This is a genomic window from Rhizobium sp. 9140 (assembly GCF_900067135.1).
Classification (GTDB): Bacteria; Pseudomonadota; Alphaproteobacteria; order Rhizobiales; family Rhizobiaceae; genus Ferranicluibacter.
The window spans coordinates 794925-819025 of record NZ_FJUR01000001.1 but is presented as its reverse complement, the minus strand read 5'-3'; the positions used below and the strand labels follow the sequence as shown (position 1 = coordinate 819025).

Sequence of the window (24101 nt, the reverse complement as noted above, 5' to 3'; positions counted from 1 at the left end):
ATCCCTACATATCGAAGTTGATCATCTGCCGCATGACGAAGATGCCCATGCTCATCCAGATGGCGGAAATCCCTATGATCAGATGCCCGCGCGGATCGGTGAACAGCACCATGATGTAGTCGGGCGAACTGAGGTAGACGAGAAGCGTGACGATGAAGGGCAGCGCACCGATGATGCAGGCCGATGCCTTGGCTTCCATCGACAGAGCCTGGACCTTCGCCTTCATCTTGCGGCGTTCGCGCAGCACCTTGGCAAGGTTGCTCAAAGCTTCCGACAGATTGCCGCCGGCCTGCCCTTGGATGGTGATGACGACCGAGAAGAAGTTGACCTCCTGCAGCGGTACCGTCTGGATCATCCGCGTGCAGGCCTCCGGCACAGTCATGCCGACGCCCTGCGCATCGATGACCCGGCGGAATTCGGTCTTGACCGGTTCCTGCCCATCGGTCGCGATGAGGCGGATCGCGTCGCTGAGCGGCAGGCCCGACTTGATGGAGCGCACCATGACCTCGAGCGAATTGGGAAACTCCTCGATGAACTTCTTGCAGCGCCGGTTGACCAGAAAGCCAACGATCCAACGCGGCAGACCGAGCGAGGCGAAGATCATGATGCCCAAGGCGATCAGGAACGACCCACCGACAACCAGCGCCACGAGAAACGCGAAGAAACCGAGAATGCCGCTGAAGACGTAGAACTGCGTGATCGACATCGACAAGCCTGCCTGGGTCAGGCGCACCTTGATGGGTGGTTTGGCGCGCGCCGATTTTTCCTTCTGCTTCTTCTGCAGGTCTTTCAGCGAGTCCTGAACCGATTTCCGGCGCTTGGAAAGCTCGTTCATGCGGTCGCGGGCGGCCTTGATGTTGACCCGGTCCGTCTCGGCGGCCTTGATCTTGCGAAACCGGGCATTCGCATTCTTTTCATCCTGAATGCGCGAGAACAGGAAGCCGTAGCCGAGGCCCGCCGTCGAGATGGCGGCGAGAACGGCGATGGCGATGATCAAGGGATCGAGACCGAACATCGCCCTACTCCTTGTTCAGGGTGTCGAGCGTGGCGGCGAGGCGCTTGTCCTCGTTGAAATAGCGGGCACGATCCCAGAAATGCGGGCGGCCGATGCCCGAACCCTTGTGACGGCCGACGATCTTGCCGACGGCGTCCTCGCCCTCGATCTCGTAGCGCATCAGGTCCTGCGTGATGATCACGTCGCCTTCCATGCCGACCACTTCGGTGATGTGGGTGATGCGGCGCGAGCCGTCGCGCAGGCGGGCGGCCTGAATGATGATGTCGATCGACCCCGAGATGATCTCGCGCACGGTCTTGGCCGGCAGCGTGTAGCCGCCCATGGCGATCATCGATTCCATGCGGGCGAGGCATTCGCGCGGCGTGTTGGCGTGGATCGTGCCCATGGAACCGTCATGGCCGGTGTTCATGGCCTGCAGGAGGTCGAACACTTCGGCGCCGCGGACTTCGCCGACGATGATGCGTTCGGGCCGCATGCGCAGGCAGTTCTTGATGAGATCGCGCATGGTGATCTCGCCTTCGCCCTCGATATTGGGCGGACGGGTTTCGAGACGCACGACATGCGGCTGCTGCAGCTGGAGTTCGGCGGTGTCTTCGCAGGTGATGACGCGTTCGTTGGCATCGATATAGGCGGTCAGGCAATTGAGGAGCGTCGTCTTGCCCGAGCCCGTTCCGCCGGAGATGACGACGTTGCAGCGGACCCGGCCGATGATCTGGAGCAGGACGGCGCCTTCCGGCGTGATCGCCCCGAAGCGCACGAGCTGGTCGAGCTTGAGCTTGTCCTTCTTGAACTTGCGGATCGTCAGCGCCGCGCCATCGATGGCGAGCGGCGGCGCGATGACGTTGACGCGCGAGCCGTCCGGCAGGCGCGCGTCGCAGATGGGCGAGCTTTCATCGACGCGCCGGCCGACCTGGGACACGATACGCTGGCAGATCGACAGGAGCTGGGCATTGTCGCGGAAGCGGACGTCGCTCTCGATCGTCTTGCCATCGACTTCGATAAAAGTCTGCCCGGCGCCGTTGACCATGATGTCGGCGATGTCGTCGCGGGCCAGCAGCGGCTCCAGCGGCCCGTAGCCGAGAACGTCGTTGCAGATATCCTCGAGCAGTTCCTCCTGCTCGGAGATCGACATGGCAAAGTTCTTGATCGTGATGATATCGTTGACGATATCGCGGATCTCTTCGCGCGCGCTTTCCCCATCGAGCTTGGCGAGCTGCGACAGGTCGATCGTATCGATCAGCGCCGAGAAGACCTGCGCCTTGGTGTCGTAATAGTCTTCCGTGCGGGGCGCGCGCTTGCGCGCTGCCGGTGGTGCCGGCTGGCGAACGAGAGCGGCTGCATCGCGGGCGCTTTCTGCAATCAGAGGAGCCGTGGGCCGCTCCATCACTGCCACGGCCGGCGAGGCCATGACAGGGGGCGGGCTCGGTATCCGGCCGGTGCTGTCGTTTCCGCGTTTACCAAACATGGCTGTTTACCTGATCCCGTCTCATCGTCGCGTCCCTTCTCCGGCTCAGTTGCGGCCGAGAAGGCCGAGCACCATGCCGAGACCCGCTTTCTTGGGCTTTTTGGCCGTGACCCGGCCCGTCAGCAGATGCGCCAGCTGGGAAAAGATTTCGGCTGTCGGGGCCTTCTTGTCGGTCTCGCCGATCATGCGCCCGCTGTTTGCCGCCGTGCCGAAGAGCGCGGCATCGAAGGGAATGATCGCCGCCGCCTCGATTTCCAGCGACTCGCAGAAGTCGGCGACGGAAATCTCGGGGCGCTTCGGCATGCCGACCTGGTTGAGAACGAGATGCGGCGCCTTGTCGTTCGGGCGCAGCTTGCGGATGCTGTCGAACAGGTTCTTGGCGTTGCGAAGATTGGCAAGGTCGGGAACGGCGGTGATGACGAGCTCGTCCGCCTCGCCGACGATGTTGCGCGTCCACTCGTTCCACGTATGCGGCACGTCGAGGATGGAGACCGGGGCATTGCGCTGCAGGATTTCAGCGAGTGCCTGAAAGGCGTTTCCGTCGAAATCATAGGCGCGGTCGAGCATGGAGGGGGCGGCCAGCAGCGAGAGATGCTCGGAGCATTTCGTCAGAAGCCGGTCGAGGAAGACCTCGTCGAGACGTTCCGGCGAAAAGACGGCTTCGGCCACGCCCTGCGGCGGATCCTGGTCGAAATTGATATTGGCCGTGCCATAGGGCAGATCGAGATCGGCAAGCACCGTCTCGGTCGCAAAGAGATGCGAAATCCCCCAGGCGCAATTGTGCGCCAGCGTGGACGAGCCGACACCGCCCTTGGCGCCGATGAAGGCGATATTGCGACCGAGCGGTTCGGCCTCGGGATCGACGAAGATCGAGGAAATCGCGCCCATCAGGTCGGACATGGCGACGGGCGCCACCATATATTCGGAGATGCCGTTGCGGATCAGCTCGCGATAGAGACCGATATCGTTGTAGCGGCCGATGAGGATGACCTTGGTGGTGGGATCGCAGACCTGCGCGAGCGGGGCGAGTTCCTGCATGAGGACGCCGGGCTCGGAGGATGTTTCGAGAATGATGAGGTTCGGCGTCGGCATCGTGGAGAACATGTTGGCGGCCGTCGCCACATTGCCGCTGTTGATGCGGAAGCCGACCTTTGCCATGCGCCGGTCCTGCCCGCAGCGCTCCAGACTGCGCTGCACGGCCTCGGTCTCGCAGAAGGCATGGATGGAGATGCGGGGCAGCGGACGCAGGTGCTCGATGTCCTGCGGCAGGACGACTTCGGCCGGTGCGGCCGCCTCGCCGCTCAGGCTCTCGATCTTGTAATCAATGGCGCTCATGTGGTGCCCCGCGACGCGTCTGCTGCGTCAGTTGGTCGTGATGGAGATCGTGGTGTCCGGGCTTGAACTGATGCCCCTGTAGTCGTCGATGACCTGTCCGCGTCGCGCGGCATCGATCGGCGATTGTGCCTGGGGACCCAGCAGATCCGTGGGATTGGCGATCTGGGCTGCAAGGTTCGACTGGCTGGCGCAGCCGAAATTGCTCCAGTTGCGGTTCTCCGTCGTGTTGCTGACGAGATCCTCCGGCCAGGATCCGCAAGGGCCGGTCGAGGCCGTGATCGCGGTAAAGCTCAGGCGAACGGGCGCCGCATCGCCGCTGCCGGCTGCGTCGTAGCGCGTTTCGAGAAGCCGGTTTGCCGGAACGCCGGTCTGCACCAGGATCGCGCGGATATCGCGGCGCACGGCCTCGACCGCAGCGCCATTGCGCGAACCGCTCGGCAGCATGATCTGGACGACGCCGTTCGCCGAGCCGCGATAGGTCTGGGCAAAACCCTTGATGACCTCGCGCGTGCCGACAGGAAGCCGGCGATCGCTGGAAGCGATGGGGATGTCGATCGCCCGCTCGCTCTCGCCGACGACAATCGGATGCCGGGTGCGGTAGTCATCAGGAATGGCGCCCGTCGACAGGTCGTCGCGCTTCGCGCAGGCCGCCAGACTGGCCGCAATGCCGAGACTGACGAGGGCGAAACGGATGATGCGGGATGAGCCGGTACGGGATGGGAACGGCATGGCCGAACGCCTTTCGGAATGGGGGAACGCGCGCAGTGATGTCATGTCCGTCCCCGCCTATTTGTAAATGAAGCCGACATTGCCGTGATATTGCCCGACCGGCTGGGCGCCACGGTTGCCGTAGATGCGATTGACTTCGCCGAGGAAGAAGCCGGGAAGATCGGCGGACGGGTTGAAATTGTCGTCCGGCCGGGAGATCTGGTTGCGGGCGACGGGGCGCACGAGATAGGGCGTTGCGATGATGACCAGTTCGGTTTCGTTGCGCAGAAAGTCGCGCGAGCGGAAGAGCGTGCCGAAGATCGGGATTTTGGCAAGGCCCGGGACGCCGGAGATGGCCTGGCGGACGTTGTCCTGCACGAGGCCGCCGATGACGATCGAGCCGCCGGAGGGAAGCTCGACACTGGTCGAGGCCTCGCGCTTGCGGATCGACATGTAGGTCTGGCCGGGAATACCCGCGAAGCTACCGCTGACGACGCTGCCCTCGAAGGTAGGTTCGGAAACGTTCGTTTCGATATCCAGCGCGATGCGTCCTGGCCCGAGGACAACAGGCTTGAAGTTCAACTCGACGCCATATTCGACGTCTTTGACCTCGCGTGTGAGGACCGGCTTCGTTTGTCCCGTGACCGCATCCTTCTCTTCTGTCACGGTCTGACCAGAAGGAAGACGATACTCCCCGCCGACGAAAAACTTTGCGCTCTTTCCGGAAATGGCCGTTAGACTTGGTTCGGCGAGGGTCCGCATGACGCCGGCCTGCTCCATGGCATTGATGGAGCTCATAAATGAAACGGTTCCGCTGCCGATCTGGCCGGTCGCCAGTGAGAGCGGCGGTGCAAAATTAGACCACGGTAGCGGCGGGATTGTCCCGCTTCGGGCGGCGTAAAAGTCGGCCACCTATTTCTCTTCTGCAATGAGCGCAGGAGGGCCTGGGGATCTATACCGTGGAATTATATCTGAAGGTTCGACTGGCTTGCTCGGAAGGCATGAGCCGGCGTCAGGCTGCAAAGCATTTCAACATATCGCGCGACAGCGTTTCCAAGATGCTGTCCTATTCGACGCCACCTGGCTATCAGCGACAATCACCGATCCGGCGGCCCAAGCTGGATGCGTTTGTCTCGACGATCGATCACTGGCTGGACGAAGACAGACAAGTGCCGCGCAAGCAGCGCCATACGGCCAAGCGGGTGTTTGACCGGCTTCGAGACGAATGCGGGTTCACTGGCGGCTATACGATCATCAAGGATTACATGCGCGAGCGGGATCAGCGCCGCCAGGAAGTGTTCGTGCCGCTGTCGCATCCGCCCGGCCATGCGCAGGCCGATTTCGGTGAGGCGATGGTGGTCATCGGCGGTGTCGAGCAGAAGGCGCATTTCTTCGTGCTCGACCTTCCGCACAGCGACGGCTGCTACGTGCGGGCCTATCCGGCGGCAGTGGCCGAGGCCTGGGTCGATGGCCATGTCCATGCGTTCGCTTTCTTCGGCGCCGTGCCGCAATCGATCGTCTACGACAACGACCGTTGCCTGGTGGCGAAGATTTTGCCTGACGGCACCCGCAAGCGCGCGACGTTGTTCAGCGGCTTCCTGTCCCACTACCTTATCCGGGATCGCTATGGCCGTCCCGGCAAGGGCAACGACAAGGGGAACGTCGAGGGTCTCGTCGGCTATGCCCGGCGCAACTTCATGGTACCGATCCCGCAGTTTGCGACATGGGAGGCGTTCAACACCTTTCTGGAGGAGCAGTGCCGGAAGCGCCAGCGCGACAGGCTGCGCGGCGAGAGCGAGACGATCGGCGAGCGCTTGCGGCGCGATCTGGCTGCCATGCGCGCCTTGCCAGCCTCGCCATTTGATGCCTGCGACCAGGCAAGTGCCAAGGTGACGGCGCAGTCGCTGGTGCGCTACAAGACCAACGACTATTCCGTCCCGGTCGCCTATGGCCATCAGGATGTGTGGGTGCGCGGCTATGTCAACGAAGTGGTCATTGGTGGCCGTGGCGAGATCATCGCCCGCCATCCTCGGTGCTGGGAACGGGAAGACGTCGTCTTCGATCCTGTCCATTACCTGCCGCTGATCGAGCAGAAGATCAATTCGCTGGATCAGGCAGCGCCCCTCCAGGGCTGGGACTTGCCGCAAGAGTTCGCTACGCTGCGCCGGTTGATGGAAGGCCGCATGGCCAAACACGGCCGGCGTGAGTACGTGCAGGTCCTCCGCCTGCTGGAGAGCTTCGAACTCGCCGATCTGCATGCGGCGGTGAAGCAGGCGATCCAGCTTGGCGCCATTGGCTTTGACGCCGTCAAGCATCTGATCCTGTGCCGGGTGGAACGCCGGCCGCCCAGACTGGACCTGTCCATCTACCCGTATTTGCCGAGGGCGACGGTCGAGACGACATCGGCGAAGGCGTATATGCGTCTCCTGTCGTCGGATGCGGGAGAAGTCGCATGAACACCCAAGCACCCGAGATCCTTCTCACCCATTATCTCAAAACCCTGAAGCTGCCGAGTTTCCAGCGCGAGTACCAGAAGCTGGCCCGGCTGTGCGCCACCGAAGGCGTCGATCATGTCGGATACCTCACCCGGCTTGCCGAGCGGGAGATGATCGAACGGGACCGTCGCAAGGTCGAGCGTCGCATCAAGGCGGCCAGGTTCCCGGTCGTCAAAAGCCTCGACAGTTTCGACTTCGCCGCCATCCCAAAGCTGAACAGGATGCAGGTGCTGGAACTGGCGCGCTGCGAATGGATCGAGCGCAGGGAGAACGTTATCGCTCTCGGCCCCAGCGGCACGGGCAAGACCCATGTGGCGCTCGGCCTCGGCCTGGCCGCCTGCCAGAAGGGCCTGTCCGTTGGGTTCACGACAGCGGCCGCACTGGTCAGCGAGATGATGGAGGCGCGCGACGAGCGGCGTCTCATCCGGTTCCAGAAGCAGATGGCCGCCTACCAGCTGTTGATCATCGATGAACTGGGCTTCGTGCCGCTGTCAAAGACCGGCGCGGAATTGCTGTTCGAGCTGATCTCGCAACGATACGAGCGAGGCGCGACCCTGATCACCAGCAACCTTCCTTTTGACGAATGGACGGAAACCTTGGGGTCCGAGCGCCTGACCGGCGCTTTGCTCGACCGCATCACCCATCACGTCAGCATCCTCGAGATGAACGGCGACAGCTATCGTCTCGCCCAAAGCCGCGCCCGAAAGGCCGGCTGACGCCCTTCGAAAATCGCAACGCGCGCATGAGACCCCCGCTCGGGCCTAAGCCCTCCCGGCGGTCTCATGCGCGCGCCACAAGTGGCCGACTTTTGCGCCGCCGCGTGGCAGGATTTTACTCCGCCGTTGACATCATTCCCTTCCTGATGGTCATTTTCGCTTCGATCGAGACCTTCGTCGCGTTTACCGGCGAACAGATCCTCGCCAACGCCACCCAGACCATGGCCCGCAAGATCCGCACCGGCCTGCTGCCGGCGACGATGAACCAGACCCAGTTCCGCACCGCCTTCTGCAACGAGCTGACGGCCATGCTGAGCTGTTCTGCCAGCGAAGCGGGAACGCCTGCCAAGCTGCTGATCGACGTTCGCAGCTATGCGCGCTTCAGCGATATTCCGATCGCCATTCCGCGCAAGGGCACCGACCTCGACGTTACCGGCTTCGCCTACGCGCCTGGCGGTCCCGGATCGATCAACCTGATCCGGGCTTATTATCGCTGGACCGTCGTGACGGATCTCGTGCGCCCCTACATCACCGGCCTGCGCCCGGCCGGCAGTTCCATGCCGAACGATTATCTGATGGCGACGACGGCCGCCTTCGTGAACGAGAAATTCTGATGACCGGTGCAGATCGCAACACCAGCCCGCGTTCACCTCTCGTCTTGGGTTTCGGCCGCTTGGCGCGCGATCGGCGGGGAACGAGCGGCATCGAATTCGCCCTCATCGCACCGATCCTCCTGATGATCTATCTGGGCGCGTTCGAACTGTCCGTCGGCTTCAACATGTCGCAGAAAGTCTCGCAGGCAACCGGCACCGTGGCCGACATCCTCAGTCAGAAGACGGAGGTCACGCCCACGGAACTCGACGGCATGAAAAACGTGGCGCTGAGCATCATGGCGCCGTTCTCCATGAGCAAATACACGCTGAAGGTCTCCGGCATTCGCGTCACCGCGCCGGGGGTCGGGGTCGTCGCATGGTCGCGCGACGAAAACGGCGGCACGCCCTATGCCGTCAACGCAATCGTTTCCGTTCCCGCGGACCTCACCGTCCTCAACACCTTCGTCGTCCACTCGGAATTCACCGTTCCCTATGAACTCATGCTGTTCACGCCGCCAGGTATGAAGGAGAATTCGCTGGCGATCATGAACCTTTCGGAAAACTACTATTATCGCCAGCGCATTGGCCTCGGGATCAGCTGCGCGCTCTGCAGGTAAGCGCCGCCGCTTCGTAGGCTGCGTGCTCGGTTTGCAAAAGCGGGAGGCGGAGCGTATCTGTTGCCGCCAACGATCGGACCCGGTTTGGGGATAGCTTTCAGGAGATTGCGGAACGTGCGGGCTTTTCTCTTCGTTCTGGACTCCCTCGGTATCGGCGGTGCGCCGGACGCCGCTGCCTTCGGAGATGACGGTGCCGACACGCTCGGCCACATCGCCGAGTTCTGTGCAGCCGGTGCGGCCGACAGACAGGGGCTTCGTGCCGGGCCGCTGGCGCTTCCCAATATGGCCGCGCGCGGGCTCTTCCACGCTGCCCGGCTTTCGAGCGGCAGCCTGGCCGCCGGCCTCACCCTTCCCGAGACCATCGATGGCGTCTATGGCGCGGCCGAAGAGGTTTCGCGCGGCAAGGATACGCCGTCCGGGCACTGGGAAATCGCGGGAACGCCGGTGCGCTTCGACTGGGGGTACTTTCCCGATACCGGCGACGCCTTTCCGGAGGCGCTGGTCGCCCGGATCTGCGAAGAGGGCGGTGTTCCAGGTATCCTCGGCAATTGTCACGCCTCCGGCACCGACATCATCGCGCGGCTAGGCGAGGAGCATCTGCGGACGGGAAAGCCGATCTGTTACACCTCCTCGGATTCCGTCTTCCAGATCGCCGCGCAAGAGGAGCGTTTTGGTCTCGAGCGGCTGCTGGACCTCTGTCAGACCGTCCGCCGGCTGCTCGACGAATACAATATCGGGCGGGTAATTGCCCGGCCCTTTATCGGGCGGACGGCGCAGGATTTCGCGCGCACCGGAAACCGGCACGACTATTCGGTGCTGCCGCCGGAGCCGACGCTGCTCGACCGGCTGAGCGAGGCGGGCCGCACCGTGCACGCCGTCGGCAAGATCGCCGATATCTTCGCCCATCGGGGGATCGGCCGCACCATCAAGGCGAATGGCAACGACGCGCTGTTCGATGCCAGCCTGAAGGCGATCGCCGAGGCCGGGGATGGCGACCTCGTGTTTACGAATTTCGTGGATTTCGACATGCTCTACGGCCATCGCCGGGATGTGGCGGGCTATGCGGCGGCGCTGGAAGCCTTCGACCGCAGGCTGCCGGAGCTGGACGCGGTGCTTGCCCCGGGCGATATCGTCATTCTCACCGGCGACCATGGCTGCGATCCGACGTGGCGGGGGACCGACCATACGCGCGAGCGTGTGCCGGTGCTGCTCTTCGGTCCCGGTGTCGCCACCCGGCCGATCGGGATCATCGATGGTTTTGCCGGCATCGGCGAGACGGTGGCCCGGCATCTTGGCCTCGCGCCCGGCCCCCATGGAAGGAGTTTCCTGTGACGCTGCATCTCAAGAAAGCGGAACTGCACTGCCATATCGAAGGTGCGGCCCCGCCGGCGCTTGCCCTTGCGCAGGCGGAAAAATATGGCGTCGACGTCTTCGGCCTCATTGCCGATGGATCCTATGTCTGGACCGACTTCAGCGAATTCATCGTCTGCTACGACCGCGTCGCATCCCTGTTTCGCACGGAGGAGGATTATGCGGCGCTTGCCGAGACCTATCTGACCGAGCTGAACGCGGCCGGCACCGTCTACAGCGAGATCATCGTCTCGCCCGATCACGGCAACACGATCGGCATCGGCGCCGACGCCTATCTGCGCGGGCTTGCCGCCGGCATCGAGGCGGCACGTGCGAAAACCGGCATCGAAGGCCGGATGATCGTCACCATCATCCGCCATCTCGGACCTGAAGCCGCCGAACGCACCGCGCTCTATGCCGCCCGGCGGGACCATCCGCTCGTGACCGGCTTCAATCTCGCGGGCGAGGAGCGGATGTACCGGGTCGCGGACTTCGCCCGCGCCTATGACATCGCCCGCGATGCCGGGCTCGGCCTCACCATCCATGCCGGCGAGATGGCGGGCGCCGACAGCGTGCGCGATGCGCTCGACATCGTCAGGCCCTCGCGCATCAGCCATGGCGTGCGCGCCATCGAGGATGCCGAACTCGTGCGCCGGATTGCGGCGGAAGGCGTGGTGCTGGAAACCTGCCCCGGCTCCAACATCGCGCTCGATGTCTTCCCCGGTTTCCACGCTCATCCGCTGCGGGCGCTGCGCGATGCCGGATGCCGGGTCACGCTGAATGCGGACGATCCGCCGTTCTTCCACACGTCGCTCGCACAGGAATACGATATCGCCTCCGAGGTCATGGGGTTTGCCGATGCCGAGATCGACGCCATGACCCGCACCGCCATCGAGGCGGCCTTCGTCGATGAGGATACCCGCGCGACGCTGCTTTCCCGGCTCTGATCTTGCCAGCTCCGGGGTTGCGCGAGAGATCGCGCGATGGGCTGGGGACGGTGGTGCGCCGGACTTGCGGCGACGTGTCTTTCCGTGGAAAAAGGATGGGTTCCATCCATCGCGGCAAGAGGCTTAAAGCATGACCAGCGTTACCGTCATCGACCATCCGCTCGTCCAGCACAAGCTGACGATCATGCGCAAGAAGGAAACCTCGACCGCGGGCTTCCGGCGGCTGCTGCGCGAGATTTCCACGCTGCTCTGCTACGAGGTGACGCGCGATCTGGAACTGACGATGGAGACCATCGAGACGCCGATGCAGCAGATCCAGGCGCCGGTGCTCGAAGGCAAGAAGCTGGTCTTCGCCTCGATCCTGCGGGCCGGCAACGGTCTTCTCGAAGGCATGCTGGAACTGGTGCCCTCCGCGCGCGTCTCGCATGTCGGCGTCTACCGCGACCATGAGACGCTCGAAGCCGTCGAATATTACTTCAAGGCGCCGGAAAACATGGCCGAGCGGCTCGTGATCGTCGTCGATCCGATGCTGGCGACCGGCAATTCCTCGATTGCCGCCATCGACAAGCTGAAGGAGCGCGGCGCCGTGAACCTGCGGTTCCTCTGCCTGCTGGCCGCCCCCGAGGGCATCGCCAATTTCCACGCCGTTCATCCCGACGTGCCGATCTTCACCGCCGCGATCGACAGCCACCTCAACGAGAAGGGCTATATCATGCCCGGTCTTGGAGACGCCGGGGACCGGATGTACGGGACGAAGTAAGGTTCGTTAACCCTTGAGAGCGAGGGACGGGGCGCGCCGCGCCGTCTTTCCATGTTCTTAAAGCTCCGCCCGATAGACAAGAACCGTCTTCCTCTCTCAGCGGAGTTGCCGGCATGATAAACCGCTTGCTGATCATCGCAGGCCTTGCCGGTCTCGGCGCCTATACCCTTCCCAACTTGACCGGCAGGTATCTCGACCGGATACCCCCATCTGAGGTGTCTCTTCCGGCCAAGCCCGACGTCGCTCGCCGGGCGGTGCCGGCTGCCGTCGGCGCGCGCGAGGTGATGCTGCCGGCCGGGCCGGGCGGGCATTTCAGCACCGATCTCGAGGTAAACGGCCGCAGCATTCGCGGATTGATCGATACCGGCGCGAGCGTGGTCGCACTGAACGAGAGCACCGCGCGACGGATCGGCCTGTCGCTCGCAACGCTCGACTATTCCATCCCGGTTTCCACCGCGAACGGCGTGGCGAAGGCGGCTTCTGTGACCTTGAAGCGGATCAAGGTCGGCAGCATCGCCGTCGACAACGTCCAGGCCATGGTTTTGCCGGATGCGGCCCTTTCCGAGACGCTGGTGGGCATGAGCTTCCTCAACCGGCTGTCGTCCTTCGCGGTGGAAGACGGCGCCCTGATGCTGAGACGGTAACGTCAGGCGGTCAGGCGCGACAGGATGATGGGACGGGTCGCAGGAGCGACATTCTCGATCGTATAGGCTGAGAGAAAGGCCGATATGGCGTCGTCGGCGGCCGTCTCGTCTGCGGCATGGACGCGGGCAAGCATTTGCCCCGCTGCCACAGCCGTGCCGAGCGGCAGGATGTCGGAGAAGCCGACGCTGTGGTCGATCGCCTGATCGGCGCGGGTCCGCCCTCCGCCAAGGCCGATGACCGCCGTCCCCAAGGCGCGGGCATCGCAGGTGGCGAGAACGCCGGCGCGCTCCGCGGTGATCGGCCGGATAACAGGCGCCGTCGACAGATAGGCTTCCGGACGCTCCACGAAATCCACGGGTCCGCCCAGAGCCGCGACCATGCGGCCGAAGATGTCGAGCGCCATCCCGCTTTCCAGCGCCCGCCGCGCCGCATCCTGGCTTTCGACCGGACCGGAGGTGACGCCGGCCACCAGCAGCATTTCGGAGGCAAGCGCCATGACGACCTGCTCCAGCCGCGTACCTTGCTTTTCGCCGCGCAGGAAGGAGAGGCAATTGAGGATTTCCAGCGCGTTGCCCACGGCATCGGCCAGCGGTTCGCTCATGTCGGTGATGAGAGCCGTGGTGCGCAGCCCTGCCCCGTTGGCGACGTCCACCAGCGAACGGGCGAGGATCTCGGCCTCTGACAGGGATGCCATGAAGGCACCGCTGCCGACCTTGACGTCGAGCACGAGGGAGCCGAGACCGGCCGCGAGCTTCTTCGAGAGGATGGAGGCCGTGATCAGGGGGACGGAATCCACGGTCGCGGTGATATCGCGGATCGCGTAGAGCCGCCGGTCGGCCGGTGCCAGATCCGCCGTCTGCCCGATGATGGCGCAGCCGACGCTTTTCACGACACGACCCAAGGTCTCCGCGGACGGCGCGATATGATAGCCGGGAATGGATTCGAGCTTGTCGAGGGTGCCGCCGGTATGCCCGAGGCCGCGCCCGGAAATCATGGGGACGAGGAGGCCGCAGGCCGCAAGGATCGGCGCGAGCATCAGCGAGACGTTGTCGCCCACCCCGCCCGTCGAGTGCTTGTCGGCCACCGGACGTCCGAGCGCGTGATAATCGAGCACCGTGCCGCTGTCGCGCATGGCGACGGTCAGCGCCACCGTCTCGGCGCTGGTCATGCCGGAAAACCATGTCGCCATGGCAAAGGCCGCAACCTGCGCATCGGCAATGGAGCCGTCGGCCATGCCGGCGACGAAGCCGGCGATCTCGGATGCGTCGAGGGCGACGCCATCGCGTTTGCGGCGGATGATTTCCTGCGGGATCATCGCCTCAATACGCCGCAGGTGCTGCAAGGGACTCGCGCCCCTCGATGACGGAGAGGATATCGCCGAGCAGGCCTGACGCCCCGAAGCGGAAGGTGGAGGGCATCAGCCAGTCGGGGCCGTGAATGGTGGCGGCCAGCGTCAGGTAGAGCCGGGCGTCCGCCACGGTCCTGACGCCACCGGCCGGCTTGAAGCCCACCCGGCGGCCGCTCTCGCGAATGGCGGTCAGCATGATGTCGGCGGCCTCCAGCGTCGCGTTGACGGCGACCTTGCCGGTGGAGGTCTTGATGAAGTCGGCGCCTTCCTGGATGGCGAGGTGGGAGGCGTTGCGGATCAGACCGCGCTCCTTCATCTCGCCGGTTTCCAGAATAGTCTTGAGAACCACGGTTTCCCCGCAGGCCGAGCGGATGGCGCGGATCATGTCGCGCACCGCCTGCTCGTCGCCGGCCATCAGGGCGCGATAGGGAATGACGAGGTCGATCTCGTCGGCGCCATCGGCAATCGCGCTCGTGGTCTGCGAAACGACCTCGTCGACGCTCAGCTCGCCCGAGGGGAAATTGACGACGGTTGCGATGCGCACCGGGCTGGAGGCTCCGAGAATGCTGCGGGCCTGCCCCACGAAGCGCGGCCAGATGCAGATCGCGGCAACGGAGCCGTGCGGCGTGCGCGCCCGTGCGCACAGCGCCTCGATGGCGTCCGGCGTGCAGTCGTCGCTCAGATCGGTCAGGTCGAGCAGGGACAGCGCGAGAGAGGCGAGCTGCCGGTTGCTGGCTTCCAGTGTCATAGGTGCCTCCCTTGGGCGGGTTCGGTCCTGATGCGGTAGAGGTTTTGGCGCCGTTTGGCAAAGCCAATCGCGGCCGTTCACGGCCTTGGGCCGGGAGCCATGGGAGGCTCGGGGCCTTTGGCGCGCGCTCAGCCGATCGTGTCGGTGGCGAAGGAATGCGGCAGGAGGTCCGACAGCATCACCGTCTTCCGCACGCCGGTCTCGTCGCAGAGATAGATGGGCGTGCCGGCTTCGGCGAACTCCGACAGGCGCTGGCGGCAGCCGCCGCAGGGCGGGCAGAGCGGCAGTTTTTCGGCAATGACGGCGACTTCGAGGATCTTGCGGGCGCCGCCCATGATCATATGGCTGATGGCCGTGGTCTCGGCGCACCAGCCCTCGGGAAAGGACAGGTTCTCGATATTGGCGCCGGCGTAGATCGTGCCGTCCTCGGCGCGAATGGCGGCCCCGACGGGGAACTTGGAATAGGGCGCATGCGCGAGCGCCATGGCCTTGCGGGCGGCTTCGAAGAGATCGGTCGCCATGATATCAGCGCTCCTTGACGTAGGGCACCCCGCCGGCCTTGGGCGGCACGGCCTTGCCGATGAAACCGGCGAGCAGGATGACGGTGAGAATATAGGGCAGGGCCTGCATGAGCTGCACCGGGATCTGCCCGATCAGCGGCAGCGGATTGCCCTGAAGGCGGATGGCCAGCGCATCGAGGAAGCCGAAGAGCAGGCAGGCGAGCATGACGTTGAGCGGCTTCCATTTGGCAAAGATCAGCGCGGCGAGCGCGATATAGCCCTTGCCGGCCGTCATGCCCTTGACGAAGCCGGCGGTCATGGCAAGCGACAGATAGGCGCCGCCGAGACCGGCGAGAATGCCGCAGCAGATGACGGCGCGATAGCGCATCCAGACGACCGAGATGCCGGCCGTATCCACGGCACCCGGATTTTCGCCGACGGCGCGCAGGCGCAGGCCGAAGCGGGTGCGGTAGAGAACCCACCAGGTGATCGGCACCATGGCAAAGGCGAGATAGGTGAGGAAGAAGTGGCCGGAGATGAGGTCCGCATAGATCGGCCCGATGACCGGAACCGGACGCATCTCCTCGGCGAAGGGGAAGGTGATGGTCGAGAACCGTGCATCGCCTGCCAGCGCCGGCGTGCGCCCGCCCTGGCGGAACCAGGCTTCGCCCAGAATGACGGTGGAGCCGAAGACGATGAAGTTGATAGCCACGCCCGAGACGATCTGGCTGCCGCGCTGGGTGATGGAGGCATAGCCGTGCACCAGCGACAGGAGGACCGAGATGAGGATGGCGGCGAGAAGCCCGGCCCAGACATTGCCGGTCACCGCGGCGACCGCGCCGGCGGCGAATGCGGCACCCAGCATCTTGCCCTCGAGCCCGATGTCGAAGACGCCGGCGCGTTCGGTGAAGAGGCCGCCAAGGGCCGCGAAGATGAGAGGCACGGAAACGCGGATGGTCGATTCCAGCACCGTCACCAGCATGTGAAAGGCATCCATGGATCAGGCTCCCTTGACGGCCGGCGATGCCGAACGGCTGCTTGCGGCGGAGGCGAAGAGGCGACCGATCGCCGGGCGGAACATGTTTTCGAGCGCGCCGGCAAAGAGGATGACGAGCCCCTGTATGATGACGATCATGTCGCGCGAGATGGTCGGCATTTCGAAGGCGATTTCGGCGCCGCCCTGATAGAGCATGCCGAAGAGGATGGCGGCGGGAATGATGCCTGCCGGATGCGAGCGGCCCATGAGGGCGACCGCGATGCCGACGAAGCCGGCCCCTTGCACGAAATCGAGCTGCATGCGGAACTGCTCGCCCATGATCGGGTTCAGCGCCATCATGCCGCAGAGCGCGCCCGAGATCATCATGGCGATGACGGTGATGCGGGCATCCTTGATACCGGCATAGCGGGCGGCCGACGGGCTGTGGCCCATGACGCGCATCTCGTAGCCGAGCCGCGTGCGCCAGATGAGCAGCCAGCAGCCAAAAGCGGCCAGGAGCGCCAGCAGGAAGGAGATGTTGAACGGCGCATTGCCGATGTCGAGCCCGAAGATGCCGAGCAGCCAATCGAGCTTCGGCAACTGCCCGCCCGCCTCGAAGGTGCGCGTCTGCGGCGCCATTGAGCCGAGCGGCTTCAAGACCCGCGTCAGCAGGTAGACCATCAGGCTCGAGGCGATGAAGTTGAACATGATGGTGGTGATGACGATGTGACTGCCGCGCTTGGCCTGCAGCCAGCCGGGCAGGAAGGCCCACATGGCGCCGAAGGCGGCCGAACCGAGGATGGCCAGCGGGAAGACCACGTACCAGGGCATGATGCGATCGAGCCAGAGGCAGACGAGCGCGACGCCGATGCCGCCGACATAGGCCTGCCCCTCGCCGCCGATGTTGAAGAGGCCGGCATGCGAGGCGACCGCGACCGCAAGGCCGGTGAAGATGAAGGTCGTGGCGTAGTAGAGCGTGAAGCCGATATATTCGCCGCGGCCGAAGGCGCCGTTGATCAGGTGGTAGGCGGCCTCCAGCGGGCTCTCGCCGACGAGCAGCACGACGAGACCGGCGACGAGGAAGGCGACGACGAGATTGACGAGCGGGATGAGACCGTATTCGGCCCAGCCGGGCAGTTTGGCGTAAGGGTTGCTCACTGGGCGGCCTCCATGCGGTTTTCGACGCCGGCCATCAACAGGCCGAGATCGCCCTCGTCGGCGTCGGAGGTCCGCTCGCCGACGACGCGCCCGGCGAACATCACGAGGATCCGGTCCGACAGAGCGCGGATCTCGTCGAGCTCGACCGAGACCAGGAGAACGGCCTTGCCTTGATCGCGCATCTCGATGATCCGCTTGTGAATGAATTCGATAGCGCCGACATCGACGCCGCGGGTGGGCTGCCCGATGATCAGCACGTCGGGATTGCGCTCCATCTCGCGCGCCAGCACGATCTTCTGCTGATTGCCGCCAGAGAAATTCGCCGTCTTCAGGCGCGGGTTCGGCGGACGAATGTCGTATCGGGCGATATTCGCCTCGGCATCCGCACGCATGGCGGCGACATCGAGCAGGGCGCCCTTCTTATAGGCGGGATCGCGGTGATAGCCGAGAATGGCGTTTTCGCTTTCCTCGAATTTGAGCACGAGGCCGACGTGATGGCGGTCTTCCGGAACATGGGCAAGGCCGCGCGTGCGCAGTTCGGCCGGGTCGGCAAGGCCGGTGACATCGACCGTGGAGCCATTGAGTTCGACCGTGCCGCCGGTGGCGCGGCGGATGCCGGCAATGGCTTCGAGAAGCTCGGACTGGCCATTGCCCGCGACGCCGGCAATGCCGACGATCTCGCCGGCCCGGATATCGAAGGAGACGCCATCGACCATGGTGACGCCCCTGATGTCGCGAACCGTGAGATTGCGCACCGAAAGCTTGACGTCGCCGGGGCGGGCCTCGCCCTTCTCGACGCGGAGAAGCACGCGGCGCCCGACCATCAGCTCGGCCAGTTCCTCGACCGAGGTCTTGTCTGTTTCGCGCGTCGCGACCATCTCGCCGCGGCGCATGACGGAAACCGCGTCGGTGACGGCCATGATCTCGCGCAGCTTGTGGGTGATCAGGATGATCGTCTTACCCTCGTTTTTCAGCTGCTCGAGAATGCGGAACAGGTGATCGGCTTCCGGCGGGGTGAGAACGCCCGTGGGCTCGTCGAGAATGAGAATATCGGCCTTGCGGTAGAGGGCTTTCAGAATCTCCACGCGCTGCTGCAACCCGACCGGCAGTTCCTCGATGACGGCATCGGGATCGACCTCCAGCGCATATTCCTTCTCCAGCCGCTTCAGCTCGATGCGAGCCTTGGAGATCGAGGCGTTCAGCACCGGGCTTTCCTCGGCGCCGAGCATGACGTTTTCGAGCACGGTGAAGTTTTCGACCAGCATGAAGTGCTGGTGCACCATGCCGATGCCGCTTGCGATCGCGGCATTCGGGTCCTTGATCGTCAATACTTTGCCATCGATGAGGATCTCGCCGCGGTCGGCCTGATAGAAGCCATAGAGGATCGACATCAGGGTCGATTTCCCGGCGCCGTTCTCACCGATGATCCCGTGGATCGTTCCCTTTTTGACGACGAGGTTGATATTTTTGTTGGCGTGGACAGGGCCGAAGCTCTTGTCGATGCCCCGAAGCTCAATCGCGATATCGCTCATGGCAGCCGCATCCCGTTCCCGGCACCCGTTGTCGGCAGGCTGTGCCGCCGGGTGCTTGCTTGATTGTCCGACCGCCCGCTTTGAGGAAAGCGGGAAGCCTAAGGCTAACATCGATCACGACGATCGGAAGCGCTAAATCAGCGGATCGGCTGTTTCGCGTTTGACCTGCCGCCGGGCGAACCCTCTATAACGAGAGCAGACGATCCGCCAGCGACAAAGAGAGAATGACGATCATGACGACCGACGAGACACGGATGACGGCCATCGAGGAAACGATCGCGCATCAAGCCCGCGTGATCGAGGACCTGTCGCAGCAGCTTGCCGAACAGTGGAAGATCGTGGACCAGGTTCGCACGAAACTGGACCGGCTGACCGAACGGTTCCTCACGCTGGAAGAGACCTCGCTGGAGGCCCCCGCGATCACGCGGCCGCCGCATTACTGACACGCCGTCGAGGGGCATGCGTCGCCGGCCACACGGGCCGACGGTGCTTTCCCGTATCGCGGATCGCCTCAGTAGGCGCAGGCTTCGTCCGTCATGTAGTCGTGGACCTGAAGCGTGCCGGCGATAATGTCAGCCTTGACCTTGTCGACCGCGGCCTGCATTTCCGGCGTGATCAGCGCCTTGTTGTTGTCGTCGAGCGCATAGCCGACGCCGTCTTCCTTCAGGCCGAGATTGGAAATGCCGACCTTGAAGGTGTCGTTCTTGGCGCTCATGAAGCTGTCGTAGACGGCGACATCGACGCGCTTCAGCATGGAGGTGAGGACCTTGCCGGGCTGCATGCCGTTCTGGTTCGAGTCGACGCCGATGCCGAGCTTGCCCGCATCGGCGGCCGCCTGGAGCACGCCGACACCGGTGCCGCCGGCGGCGTGATAGACGACATCGGAGCCTTGATCGAACTGAGACTTGGCGATTTCGCCGCCCTTGACCGGGTCGTTCCAGGCTTCCGGCGTCGTGCCGGTGTAGGCTTCGAGCACCTTGACGTCAGCGCCGGTGGACTTGGCACCGCCGATATAGCCGCAGGCGAACTTGTGGATCAGCGGAATGTCCATGCCGCCGACGAAGGAGACGGTCTTCGACTTGGAGGCAAGGCCGGCGAGAACGCCGACGAGATAGGACCCTTCCTGCTCCTTGAAAACCACCGACTTCACGTTCGGCTTGTCCACGACCATGTCGATGATGGAAAACTTGGTATCGGGATATTCGGCGGAAACCTTTTCGAGCGCTGCCGCCCAGGAGAAGCCGGCCATGACGATCGGGTTATTGCCGTCACCGGCAAAACGGCGGAGCGCCTGCTCGCGCTGCGCGTCGTTGGCGATTTCGAACTCGCGGTAGGCGATACCGGTTTCGGTCTTGAACTTCTCGGCGCCGTTGAAGGCGGATTCATTGAAGGATTTGTCGAACTTGCCGCCGAGGTCGTAAATGACCGCGGGTTTGATGTCGGCGGCCAGCGCCGTGGCCGACATCATCGAGAAGGCAAGGAGACCGAGGAGGGTTTTTTTCATTGTGCAGCCCTGTTTGTTACTATGTGTTTTCTGGGTCCTCCCGCACGCTTCTTCTTGTGTCGGAAGCATGTCTGCGGAACCAGCCGCGCTTTGTGGCGGGCCTGATTGAGGTGTATCCTTGCACGGGCTTTGGGAAAATACACCCGAAATTTTTCAACTGGTAAAACTTTCATCCTCCGATCCGCAAACGACAGAACCGCGGCGATCCCTGTCTGGATCTGCTGCGGTTCGCCTTGTTCACGGGTGATGCGAGCCTTCGCAGGCGGGGATCAGAACGCCTTGCTGAGCTTCAGCGTGATCGTGCGCCCTGCCCCATAGCCGCAGGTGGAAACGCCCTGGCAGCTCTTCACATAGTCCTTGTCGAAGAGGTTGGCGACGTTAAGGGCTGCACCCCAGCCTTGCCTCTCATAGCGAATGGCGGCGTCGGCGAGCAGCGCATCCGGCACTTCGCGGGTGTTCTCGTTGTCCACGAACGACGTGCCCTGATAGCGCAGGCCACCGCCGATGCTCATGCCTTCCAGCGCGCCTTCGGTCAGCGCATAATCAACCCAGACGGCCGCCTGGCTCTTCGGCACGAGGTATGGACGGTTGCCGACGAGGGCCGGATTGAGATCCTCGGTAATCTCAAGATCGGTATAGGAATAGGAGCCGAGCAGCGACCAGTGCGCGTCGAGATTGACCTTGGCTTCGAGCTCGATGCCGGTGGAGGTGACCTCGCCCAGCTGCTCCTGCAGGAAGTCCGGCCGGGTCAACGCCACGTTTTCCTTGACGATCTGGAACACCGACACCGTGAAGAGGCCGTCGATGGCGGTGGGCACGTATTTCAGCCCGGCTTCGAACTGGTGACCTTCCTCCGGCTTGAGAGCGCCGCCGAGATAGGAGGTGCCGATCAGCGGATTGAAAAAAGTGGCGGCACTGACATAGGGCGTCATACCGTTGTCGAATTCGTAAGCAAGGCCGGCACGGCCGCTGAGCGCGCTGTCATTGTTGCGGTAGCTTGTGCCGATCCGCGCGTCGGACTGCGTATCCACATAGTCGTAACGGCCGTTGAGCGTGACGAGGACGCCATCGCCGAAGCGCATCTGGTCCTGCGCGTAGAGGCCCACCTGCTGCAGGGTCAGCACCTGATCGAGATAGACGCCGCTGAGGCCCGGCTGCGGCAGGCCGTAGATTGGATCGAGGGGATCGATCGGCGTAGCCACTGCCGGCCATGCCGGGACGGCCTGGACTTGGTCGAGACGGTAGTGCTTGTAATCGATGCCGGCGAGCAGGTTGTGCTCGACCGGGCCGGTGTCGAGCTTGATCTCGGCGCGGTTGTCGACGGCAAAGCTGTCCACCTTGCTCGTGTGCTCGAAGCCGACGCGATAGAGATCGTAGTAGTTCGGCGCTGCCGGGTCCGTCGTGTTGACGTAGCCGAAGGGGTAGAACAGCACTTCATGCTTGTCGAGGTGGCTATAGCGCAGGTTCTGAGAGAGCTTCAGCCCGTTGTCGAACGTGTGCTCGGCTTCGTAGCCGATCATCTGCTGGTCGGAACGGCCGGTGTCGAGATCCGGCTCCGAGAAGAAGGCGTCGCGGTCGATCTTGCCGAAGGGCGCGTTCACCACGGTGCCCTCGTAGGGCAGGAAGCCATTGCCGGTGTGGCGCTGGTCAAGGCCGGAAAGGGTGGCATAGACGGTCAGGCTGGTCGCATCATCAGGCTGGTAGCGGATCTGCGGCATGAGAAAGCCGCGCAGGTCGTTCGCGTAGTCGCTCTCCTGTTCGCCGCCGGCCACCTTGCCGGTAACGCGATAGGTCACGGCATCACTGACCTTCTGGTTGACGTCGAAGCCGAGGAAGGCATTGCCGAAATTGTTGATGCCGACCTCGACCTCGCGAACGGCCTCGTCCTGCGGGCGCTTGCGGATGAGATCGACGATGCCGCCGGGTGTGGCGCCGCCATAAAGCACGGAGGCTGGACCTTTCAGCACATCGACGCGCTCCAGCATGTAGGCATCCGTCTGGAAGCCGCCAAAGCCGTAGGAATAGAGATTGAGACCGTCGAGGAAGACGCCGGACTGCGTCGCATCGAAGCCGCGGATGTAGAACCAGTCCGTATCCGGATCGGAGCCGAAGGGCTCGGTGGTGACGCCGGCGGTATAGCGCAGCGCTTCGTCGATCTTGGTGACGACGCCGCGGTCATCCAGCTCCTTGCGGCCGATAACGGAGACCGACTGGGGAACGGCCGTCACCGGCATGGACGATTTCGACCCTGCCGTCGTGTCGCGGGCGACGTAACCCTCGACCGGGCCGGTTGCCGATCCCTCTGTTGCCTGCCCGCCGCGCACGACGATGGCTTCCAGTTGCGTCGGCTGTTGGCCCTGCACTTCCTGGCCTTGGGTTTGCGGGGTTTGGGCCAGTGCAGCGGATGTGCCGGCCGCACATGCGATGACTGCGGCTCCCGCGAGCCAGACCGCGTTGCGGCTTTTGTTGATTGTCCCCATCATGTCGTCACCCCATCTCGGCCACCCGGCAGAACGGCCCCGACACCTGTTCCTTATCCGGCACTGTCGCCCCATGAAGATGAGGCGTTTTCTCATGTTTCGCATAGCTCAAGGAAGCGGGATCGGATTGATCCGTCCTGCGGATTTTGAACAATTCCGAGGCGATGTTCTCAGGCGAAGCATCTACGGCAAGACTGCGGCAAATCCGCCACGCGTGCTCGGATATCCCGTCCTTCAACGGCTGCGCAGCCACCGGCCCGGCGTGGTGCCCGCCATCTTGCGAAAGGCCCGGGTGAAATGCGCTTGGTCCGCAAAACCGGTGACGGCTGCGACCTCGCTGAGGCTCGCCTTGCCGGCAGCCAGCAGGGATTTCGCATGCTCGATGCGCGTCTTCATCTGCCACTGGTGCGGCGGCATGCCGGTCGAGGCCTTGAAGGCGTGGCTGAAATGCGACTGGGAAAGGCCGGTGAGCCCTGCCAGCTCCTCCAGCCGGATACCGCGCAGGCAATGGGCCTCGATGAACTCGGTCGCCCGTCGCAGTTGCCAGGGCGCGAGCGCCCCGCGCAAGCGACGACTGGGCGGGGGAACGCGCATCAGAGCGATGAAGAGACCGAGCGCAAGGCCGTCGCCATAAAGATCGTGCAAGGGATCCGGATCGGCGCATTCTGCCGCCAGAAGATCGGCCACGGCAATGAGACGCGGATCGGCAAACATCAGCCGCGGCTGTTCGAGAACAAGGGGATCGAGCTCGCCGCCGACGCGCTCGCCGAGCGCGGCCGCATCGAAATGCAGATCGAGATGGCGGATCGCGCTGATGCCCTGAAGCTCGGCGCGAAGCTCCATACCGGCGGGAATATAGGACAGGCGCCGGCAGGGCGAACCGGGCAGGCCGTGCTCCCCTGCGGAAGACGTGCCCGTCGATATCGACGCCATGGAGAGGCGCCGCGCGGGATCTCCGAGGGTTTCGAGCACCACGAAAAGCCGGGGCGCGTCGGCCACATAGACGCCGCCCGCCAACCGGGCGCATTGCACGTCCCAGAGGTCGGCAACCACGCCGTTATAGACGCGCCGGTTCCAGGTTCCGATCACGTCGAAACCGGAAATCCTGTTGTTCATCCTGGGCTGGAAGGTCATCGGCGCTGTCGCGGCGTTTCGGCGGTTAAAACATGAAAAATATTGTCATGTATTAATCCAAAACGGCCACGGAAG

The 24101-nt window shown here is 63.8% G+C and carries 22 protein-coding genes and 1 pseudogene; 9 read left to right on the top strand and 14 right to left on the bottom strand.

Annotated features, from left to right (window positions below):
- Window positions 1-4: 4 nt before the first annotated feature.
- The 5 genes and pseudogenes from GA0004734_RS03715 to GA0004734_RS03695 form a co-directional block, all read right to left on the bottom strand.
- Window positions 5-1015 (bottom strand): type II secretion system F family protein, encoded by a 1011-nt coding sequence (locus GA0004734_RS03715; RefSeq protein ID WP_092931284.1) that lies wholly within the window; start codon window positions 1013-1015, stop codon window positions 5-7.
- Between the two features lie 4 nt (window positions 1016-1019).
- Complete coding sequence (locus tag GA0004734_RS03710; RefSeq protein ID WP_092931282.1) at window positions 1020-2480, bottom strand: CpaF family protein; 1461 nt, start codon at window positions 2478-2480, stop codon at window positions 1020-1022.
- A gap of 45 nt (window positions 2481-2525) precedes the next feature.
- Window positions 2526-3815: an AAA family ATPase gene (locus GA0004734_RS03705; protein WP_092931280.1), complete on the bottom strand. Its 1290-nt coding sequence runs from the start codon at window positions 3813-3815 to the stop codon at window positions 2526-2528.
- Window positions 3816-3842: 27 nt separating this feature from the next.
- A complete protein-coding gene (locus tag GA0004734_RS03700; RefSeq protein WP_092931278.1) occupies window positions 3843-4544 on the bottom strand; it encodes a CpaD family pilus assembly protein in 702 nt (233 codons plus the stop codon).
- Between the two features lie 57 nt (window positions 4545-4601).
- Window positions 4602-5357: pseudogene (locus tag GA0004734_RS03695) on the bottom strand (type II and III secretion system protein family protein); the annotation flags it as partial.
- A gap of 125 nt (window positions 5358-5482) precedes the next feature.
- Between GA0004734_RS03695 and istA the strand changes: the two are divergent.
- The 8 genes from istA (at window position 5483) to GA0004734_RS03655 (ending at window position 12645) form a co-directional block, all read left to right on the top strand.
- The gene (istA, locus tag GA0004734_RS03690; protein ID WP_139056207.1) at window positions 5483-6979 is read left to right on the top strand and encodes an IS21 family transposase; all 1497 of its coding nucleotides are present in this window, start codon (window positions 5483-5485) and stop codon (window positions 6977-6979) included.
- The gene (istB, locus tag GA0004734_RS03685) at window positions 6976-7734 is read left to right on the top strand and encodes an IS21-like element helper ATPase IstB (protein WP_092930036.1); all 759 of its coding nucleotides are present in this window, start codon (window positions 6976-6978) and stop codon (window positions 7732-7734) included. The genes istA and istB overlap by 4 nt, the downstream gene beginning before the upstream one ends.
- Window positions 7735-7838: 104 nt before the next feature.
- A complete protein-coding gene (locus GA0004734_RS03680) occupies window positions 7839-8348 on the top strand; it encodes a TadE/TadG family type IV pilus assembly protein (RefSeq protein ID WP_245292331.1) in 510 nt (169 codons plus the stop codon).
- Entirely contained in the window at window positions 8348-8944 is a 597-nt protein-coding gene (locus GA0004734_RS03675; protein ID WP_092931274.1) for a TadE/TadG family type IV pilus assembly protein, read from the top strand. Before GA0004734_RS03680 ends, GA0004734_RS03675 begins: the two co-directional genes overlap by 1 nt.
- A 114-nt stretch (window positions 8945-9058) precedes the next feature.
- Window positions 9059-10276, top strand: a complete 1218-nt coding sequence (locus GA0004734_RS03670; protein ID WP_092931272.1) for a phosphopentomutase — start codon at window positions 9059-9061, stop codon at window positions 10274-10276.
- Window positions 10273-11241, top strand: coding sequence for an adenosine deaminase (locus GA0004734_RS03665; RefSeq protein WP_092931270.1), 969 nt, complete (start codon window positions 10273-10275; stop codon window positions 11239-11241). The genes GA0004734_RS03670 and GA0004734_RS03665 overlap by 4 nt, the downstream gene beginning before the upstream one ends.
- A 130-nt stretch (window positions 11242-11371) precedes the next feature.
- Window positions 11372-12001, top strand: coding sequence for a uracil phosphoribosyltransferase (gene upp / locus GA0004734_RS03660; RefSeq protein ID WP_092931268.1), 630 nt, complete (start codon window positions 11372-11374; stop codon window positions 11999-12001).
- Between the two features lie 113 nt (window positions 12002-12114).
- Window positions 12115-12645 carry a TIGR02281 family clan AA aspartic protease gene (locus tag GA0004734_RS03655; protein ID WP_245292330.1) on the top strand — a complete coding sequence of 177 codons (531 nt, stop codon included), beginning with the start codon at window positions 12115-12117 and terminating at the stop codon, window positions 12643-12645.
- 2 nt (window positions 12646-12647) lie between these two features.
- On the opposite strand, the gene deoA is transcribed toward GA0004734_RS03655, so the two are convergent.
- The 6 genes from deoA to GA0004734_RS03625 form a co-directional block, all read right to left on the bottom strand.
- Window positions 12648-13961, bottom strand: coding sequence for a thymidine phosphorylase (gene deoA / locus GA0004734_RS03650; RefSeq protein ID WP_092931266.1), 1314 nt, complete (start codon window positions 13959-13961; stop codon window positions 12648-12650).
- Window positions 13962-13965: 4 nt separating this feature from the next.
- The gene (deoC, locus tag GA0004734_RS03645) at window positions 13966-14742 is read right to left on the bottom strand and encodes a deoxyribose-phosphate aldolase (RefSeq protein ID WP_092931264.1); all 777 of its coding nucleotides are present in this window, start codon (window positions 14740-14742) and stop codon (window positions 13966-13968) included.
- 128 nt (window positions 14743-14870) lie between these two features.
- A complete protein-coding gene (locus GA0004734_RS03640) occupies window positions 14871-15263 on the bottom strand; it encodes a cytidine deaminase (protein WP_092931262.1) in 393 nt (130 codons plus the stop codon).
- 4 nt (window positions 15264-15267) lie between these two features.
- Window positions 15268-16239 carry an ABC transporter permease gene (locus GA0004734_RS03635; RefSeq protein ID WP_092931260.1) on the bottom strand — a complete coding sequence of 324 codons (972 nt, stop codon included), beginning with the start codon at window positions 16237-16239 and terminating at the stop codon, window positions 15268-15270.
- Between the two features lie 3 nt (window positions 16240-16242).
- The gene (locus GA0004734_RS03630) at window positions 16243-17376 is read right to left on the bottom strand and encodes an ABC transporter permease (RefSeq protein ID WP_092931258.1); all 1134 of its coding nucleotides are present in this window, start codon (window positions 17374-17376) and stop codon (window positions 16243-16245) included.
- Complete coding sequence (locus GA0004734_RS03625) at window positions 17373-18908, bottom strand: ABC transporter ATP-binding protein (RefSeq protein ID WP_092931256.1); 1536 nt, start codon at window positions 18906-18908, stop codon at window positions 17373-17375. The genes GA0004734_RS03630 and GA0004734_RS03625 overlap by 4 nt, the downstream gene beginning before the upstream one ends.
- A gap of 233 nt (window positions 18909-19141) precedes the next feature.
- Between GA0004734_RS03625 and GA0004734_RS03620 the strand changes: the two genes are divergently transcribed.
- A complete protein-coding gene (locus tag GA0004734_RS03620; protein ID WP_092935872.1) occupies window positions 19142-19351 on the top strand; it encodes a SlyX family protein in 210 nt (69 codons plus the stop codon).
- A 68-nt stretch (window positions 19352-19419) separates the two neighbouring features.
- On the opposite strand, the gene GA0004734_RS03615 is transcribed toward GA0004734_RS03620, so the two are convergent.
- The 3 genes from GA0004734_RS03615 to GA0004734_RS03605 form a co-directional block, all read right to left on the bottom strand.
- Window positions 19420-20412, bottom strand: a complete 993-nt coding sequence (locus GA0004734_RS03615) for a BMP family lipoprotein (protein ID WP_092931254.1) — start codon at window positions 20410-20412, stop codon at window positions 19420-19422.
- A gap of 269 nt (window positions 20413-20681) precedes the next feature.
- Window positions 20682-22895, bottom strand: coding sequence for a TonB-dependent siderophore receptor (locus GA0004734_RS03610; protein ID WP_245292329.1), 2214 nt, complete (start codon window positions 22893-22895; stop codon window positions 20682-20684).
- 231 nt (window positions 22896-23126) lie between these two features.
- Complete coding sequence (locus GA0004734_RS03605; RefSeq protein ID WP_092931253.1) at window positions 23127-24026, bottom strand: helix-turn-helix domain-containing protein; 900 nt, start codon at window positions 24024-24026, stop codon at window positions 23127-23129.
- Between the last annotated feature and the right edge of the window lie 75 nt (window positions 24027-24101).

What these genes read in the sequence shown, in the direction of transcription:
- upp (WP_092931268.1), top strand. Translation starts at nt 11,372, where the DNA reads ATGACCAGCGTTACCGTCATCGACCATCCGCTCGTCCAGCACAAGCTG.
- GA0004734_RS03715 (WP_092931284.1), bottom strand. Translation starts at nt 1,015, where the DNA reads ATGTTCGGTCTCGATCCCTTGATCATCGCCATCGCCGTTCTCGCCGCC.
- GA0004734_RS03640 (WP_092931262.1), bottom strand. Translation starts at nt 15,263, where the DNA reads ATGGCGACCGATCTCTTCGAAGCCGCCCGCAAGGCCATGGCGCTCGCG.
- GA0004734_RS03705 (WP_092931280.1), bottom strand. Translation starts at nt 3,815, where the DNA reads ATGAGCGCCATTGATTACAAGATCGAGAGCCTGAGCGGCGAGGCGGCC.
- GA0004734_RS03655 (WP_245292330.1), top strand. Translation starts at nt 12,115, where the DNA reads ATGATAAACCGCTTGCTGATCATCGCAGGCCTTGCCGGTCTCGGCGCC.
- GA0004734_RS03700 (WP_092931278.1), bottom strand. Translation starts at nt 4,544, where the DNA reads ATGCCGTTCCCATCCCGTACCGGCTCATCCCGCATCATCCGTTTCGCC.
- deoC (WP_092931264.1), bottom strand. Translation starts at nt 14,742, where the DNA reads ATGACACTGGAAGCCAGCAACCGGCAGCTCGCCTCTCTCGCGCTGTCC.
- GA0004734_RS03610 (WP_245292329.1), bottom strand. Translation starts at nt 22,895, where the DNA reads ATGATGGGGACAATCAACAAAAGCCGCAACGCGGTCTGGCTCGCGGGA.
- GA0004734_RS03635 (WP_092931260.1), bottom strand. Translation starts at nt 16,239, where the DNA reads ATGGATGCCTTTCACATGCTGGTGACGGTGCTGGAATCGACCATCCGC.
- istB (WP_092930036.1), top strand. Translation starts at nt 6,976, where the DNA reads ATGAACACCCAAGCACCCGAGATCCTTCTCACCCATTATCTCAAAACC.
- GA0004734_RS03675 (WP_092931274.1), top strand. Translation starts at nt 8,348, where the DNA reads ATGACCGGTGCAGATCGCAACACCAGCCCGCGTTCACCTCTCGTCTTG.
- GA0004734_RS03625 (WP_092931256.1), bottom strand. Translation starts at nt 18,908, where the DNA reads ATGAGCGATATCGCGATTGAGCTTCGGGGCATCGACAAGAGCTTCGGC.
- deoA (WP_092931266.1), bottom strand. Translation starts at nt 13,961, where the DNA reads ATGATCCCGCAGGAAATCATCCGCCGCAAACGCGATGGCGTCGCCCTC.
- GA0004734_RS03615 (WP_092931254.1), bottom strand. Translation starts at nt 20,412, where the DNA reads ATGAAAAAAACCCTCCTCGGTCTCCTTGCCTTCTCGATGATGTCGGCC.
- GA0004734_RS03605 (WP_092931253.1), bottom strand. Translation starts at nt 24,026, where the DNA reads ATGACCTTCCAGCCCAGGATGAACAACAGGATTTCCGGTTTCGACGTG.
- GA0004734_RS03710 (WP_092931282.1), bottom strand. Translation starts at nt 2,480, where the DNA reads ATGTTTGGTAAACGCGGAAACGACAGCACCGGCCGGATACCGAGCCCG.
- GA0004734_RS03620 (WP_092935872.1), top strand. Translation starts at nt 19,142, where the DNA reads ATGACGACCGACGAGACACGGATGACGGCCATCGAGGAAACGATCGCG.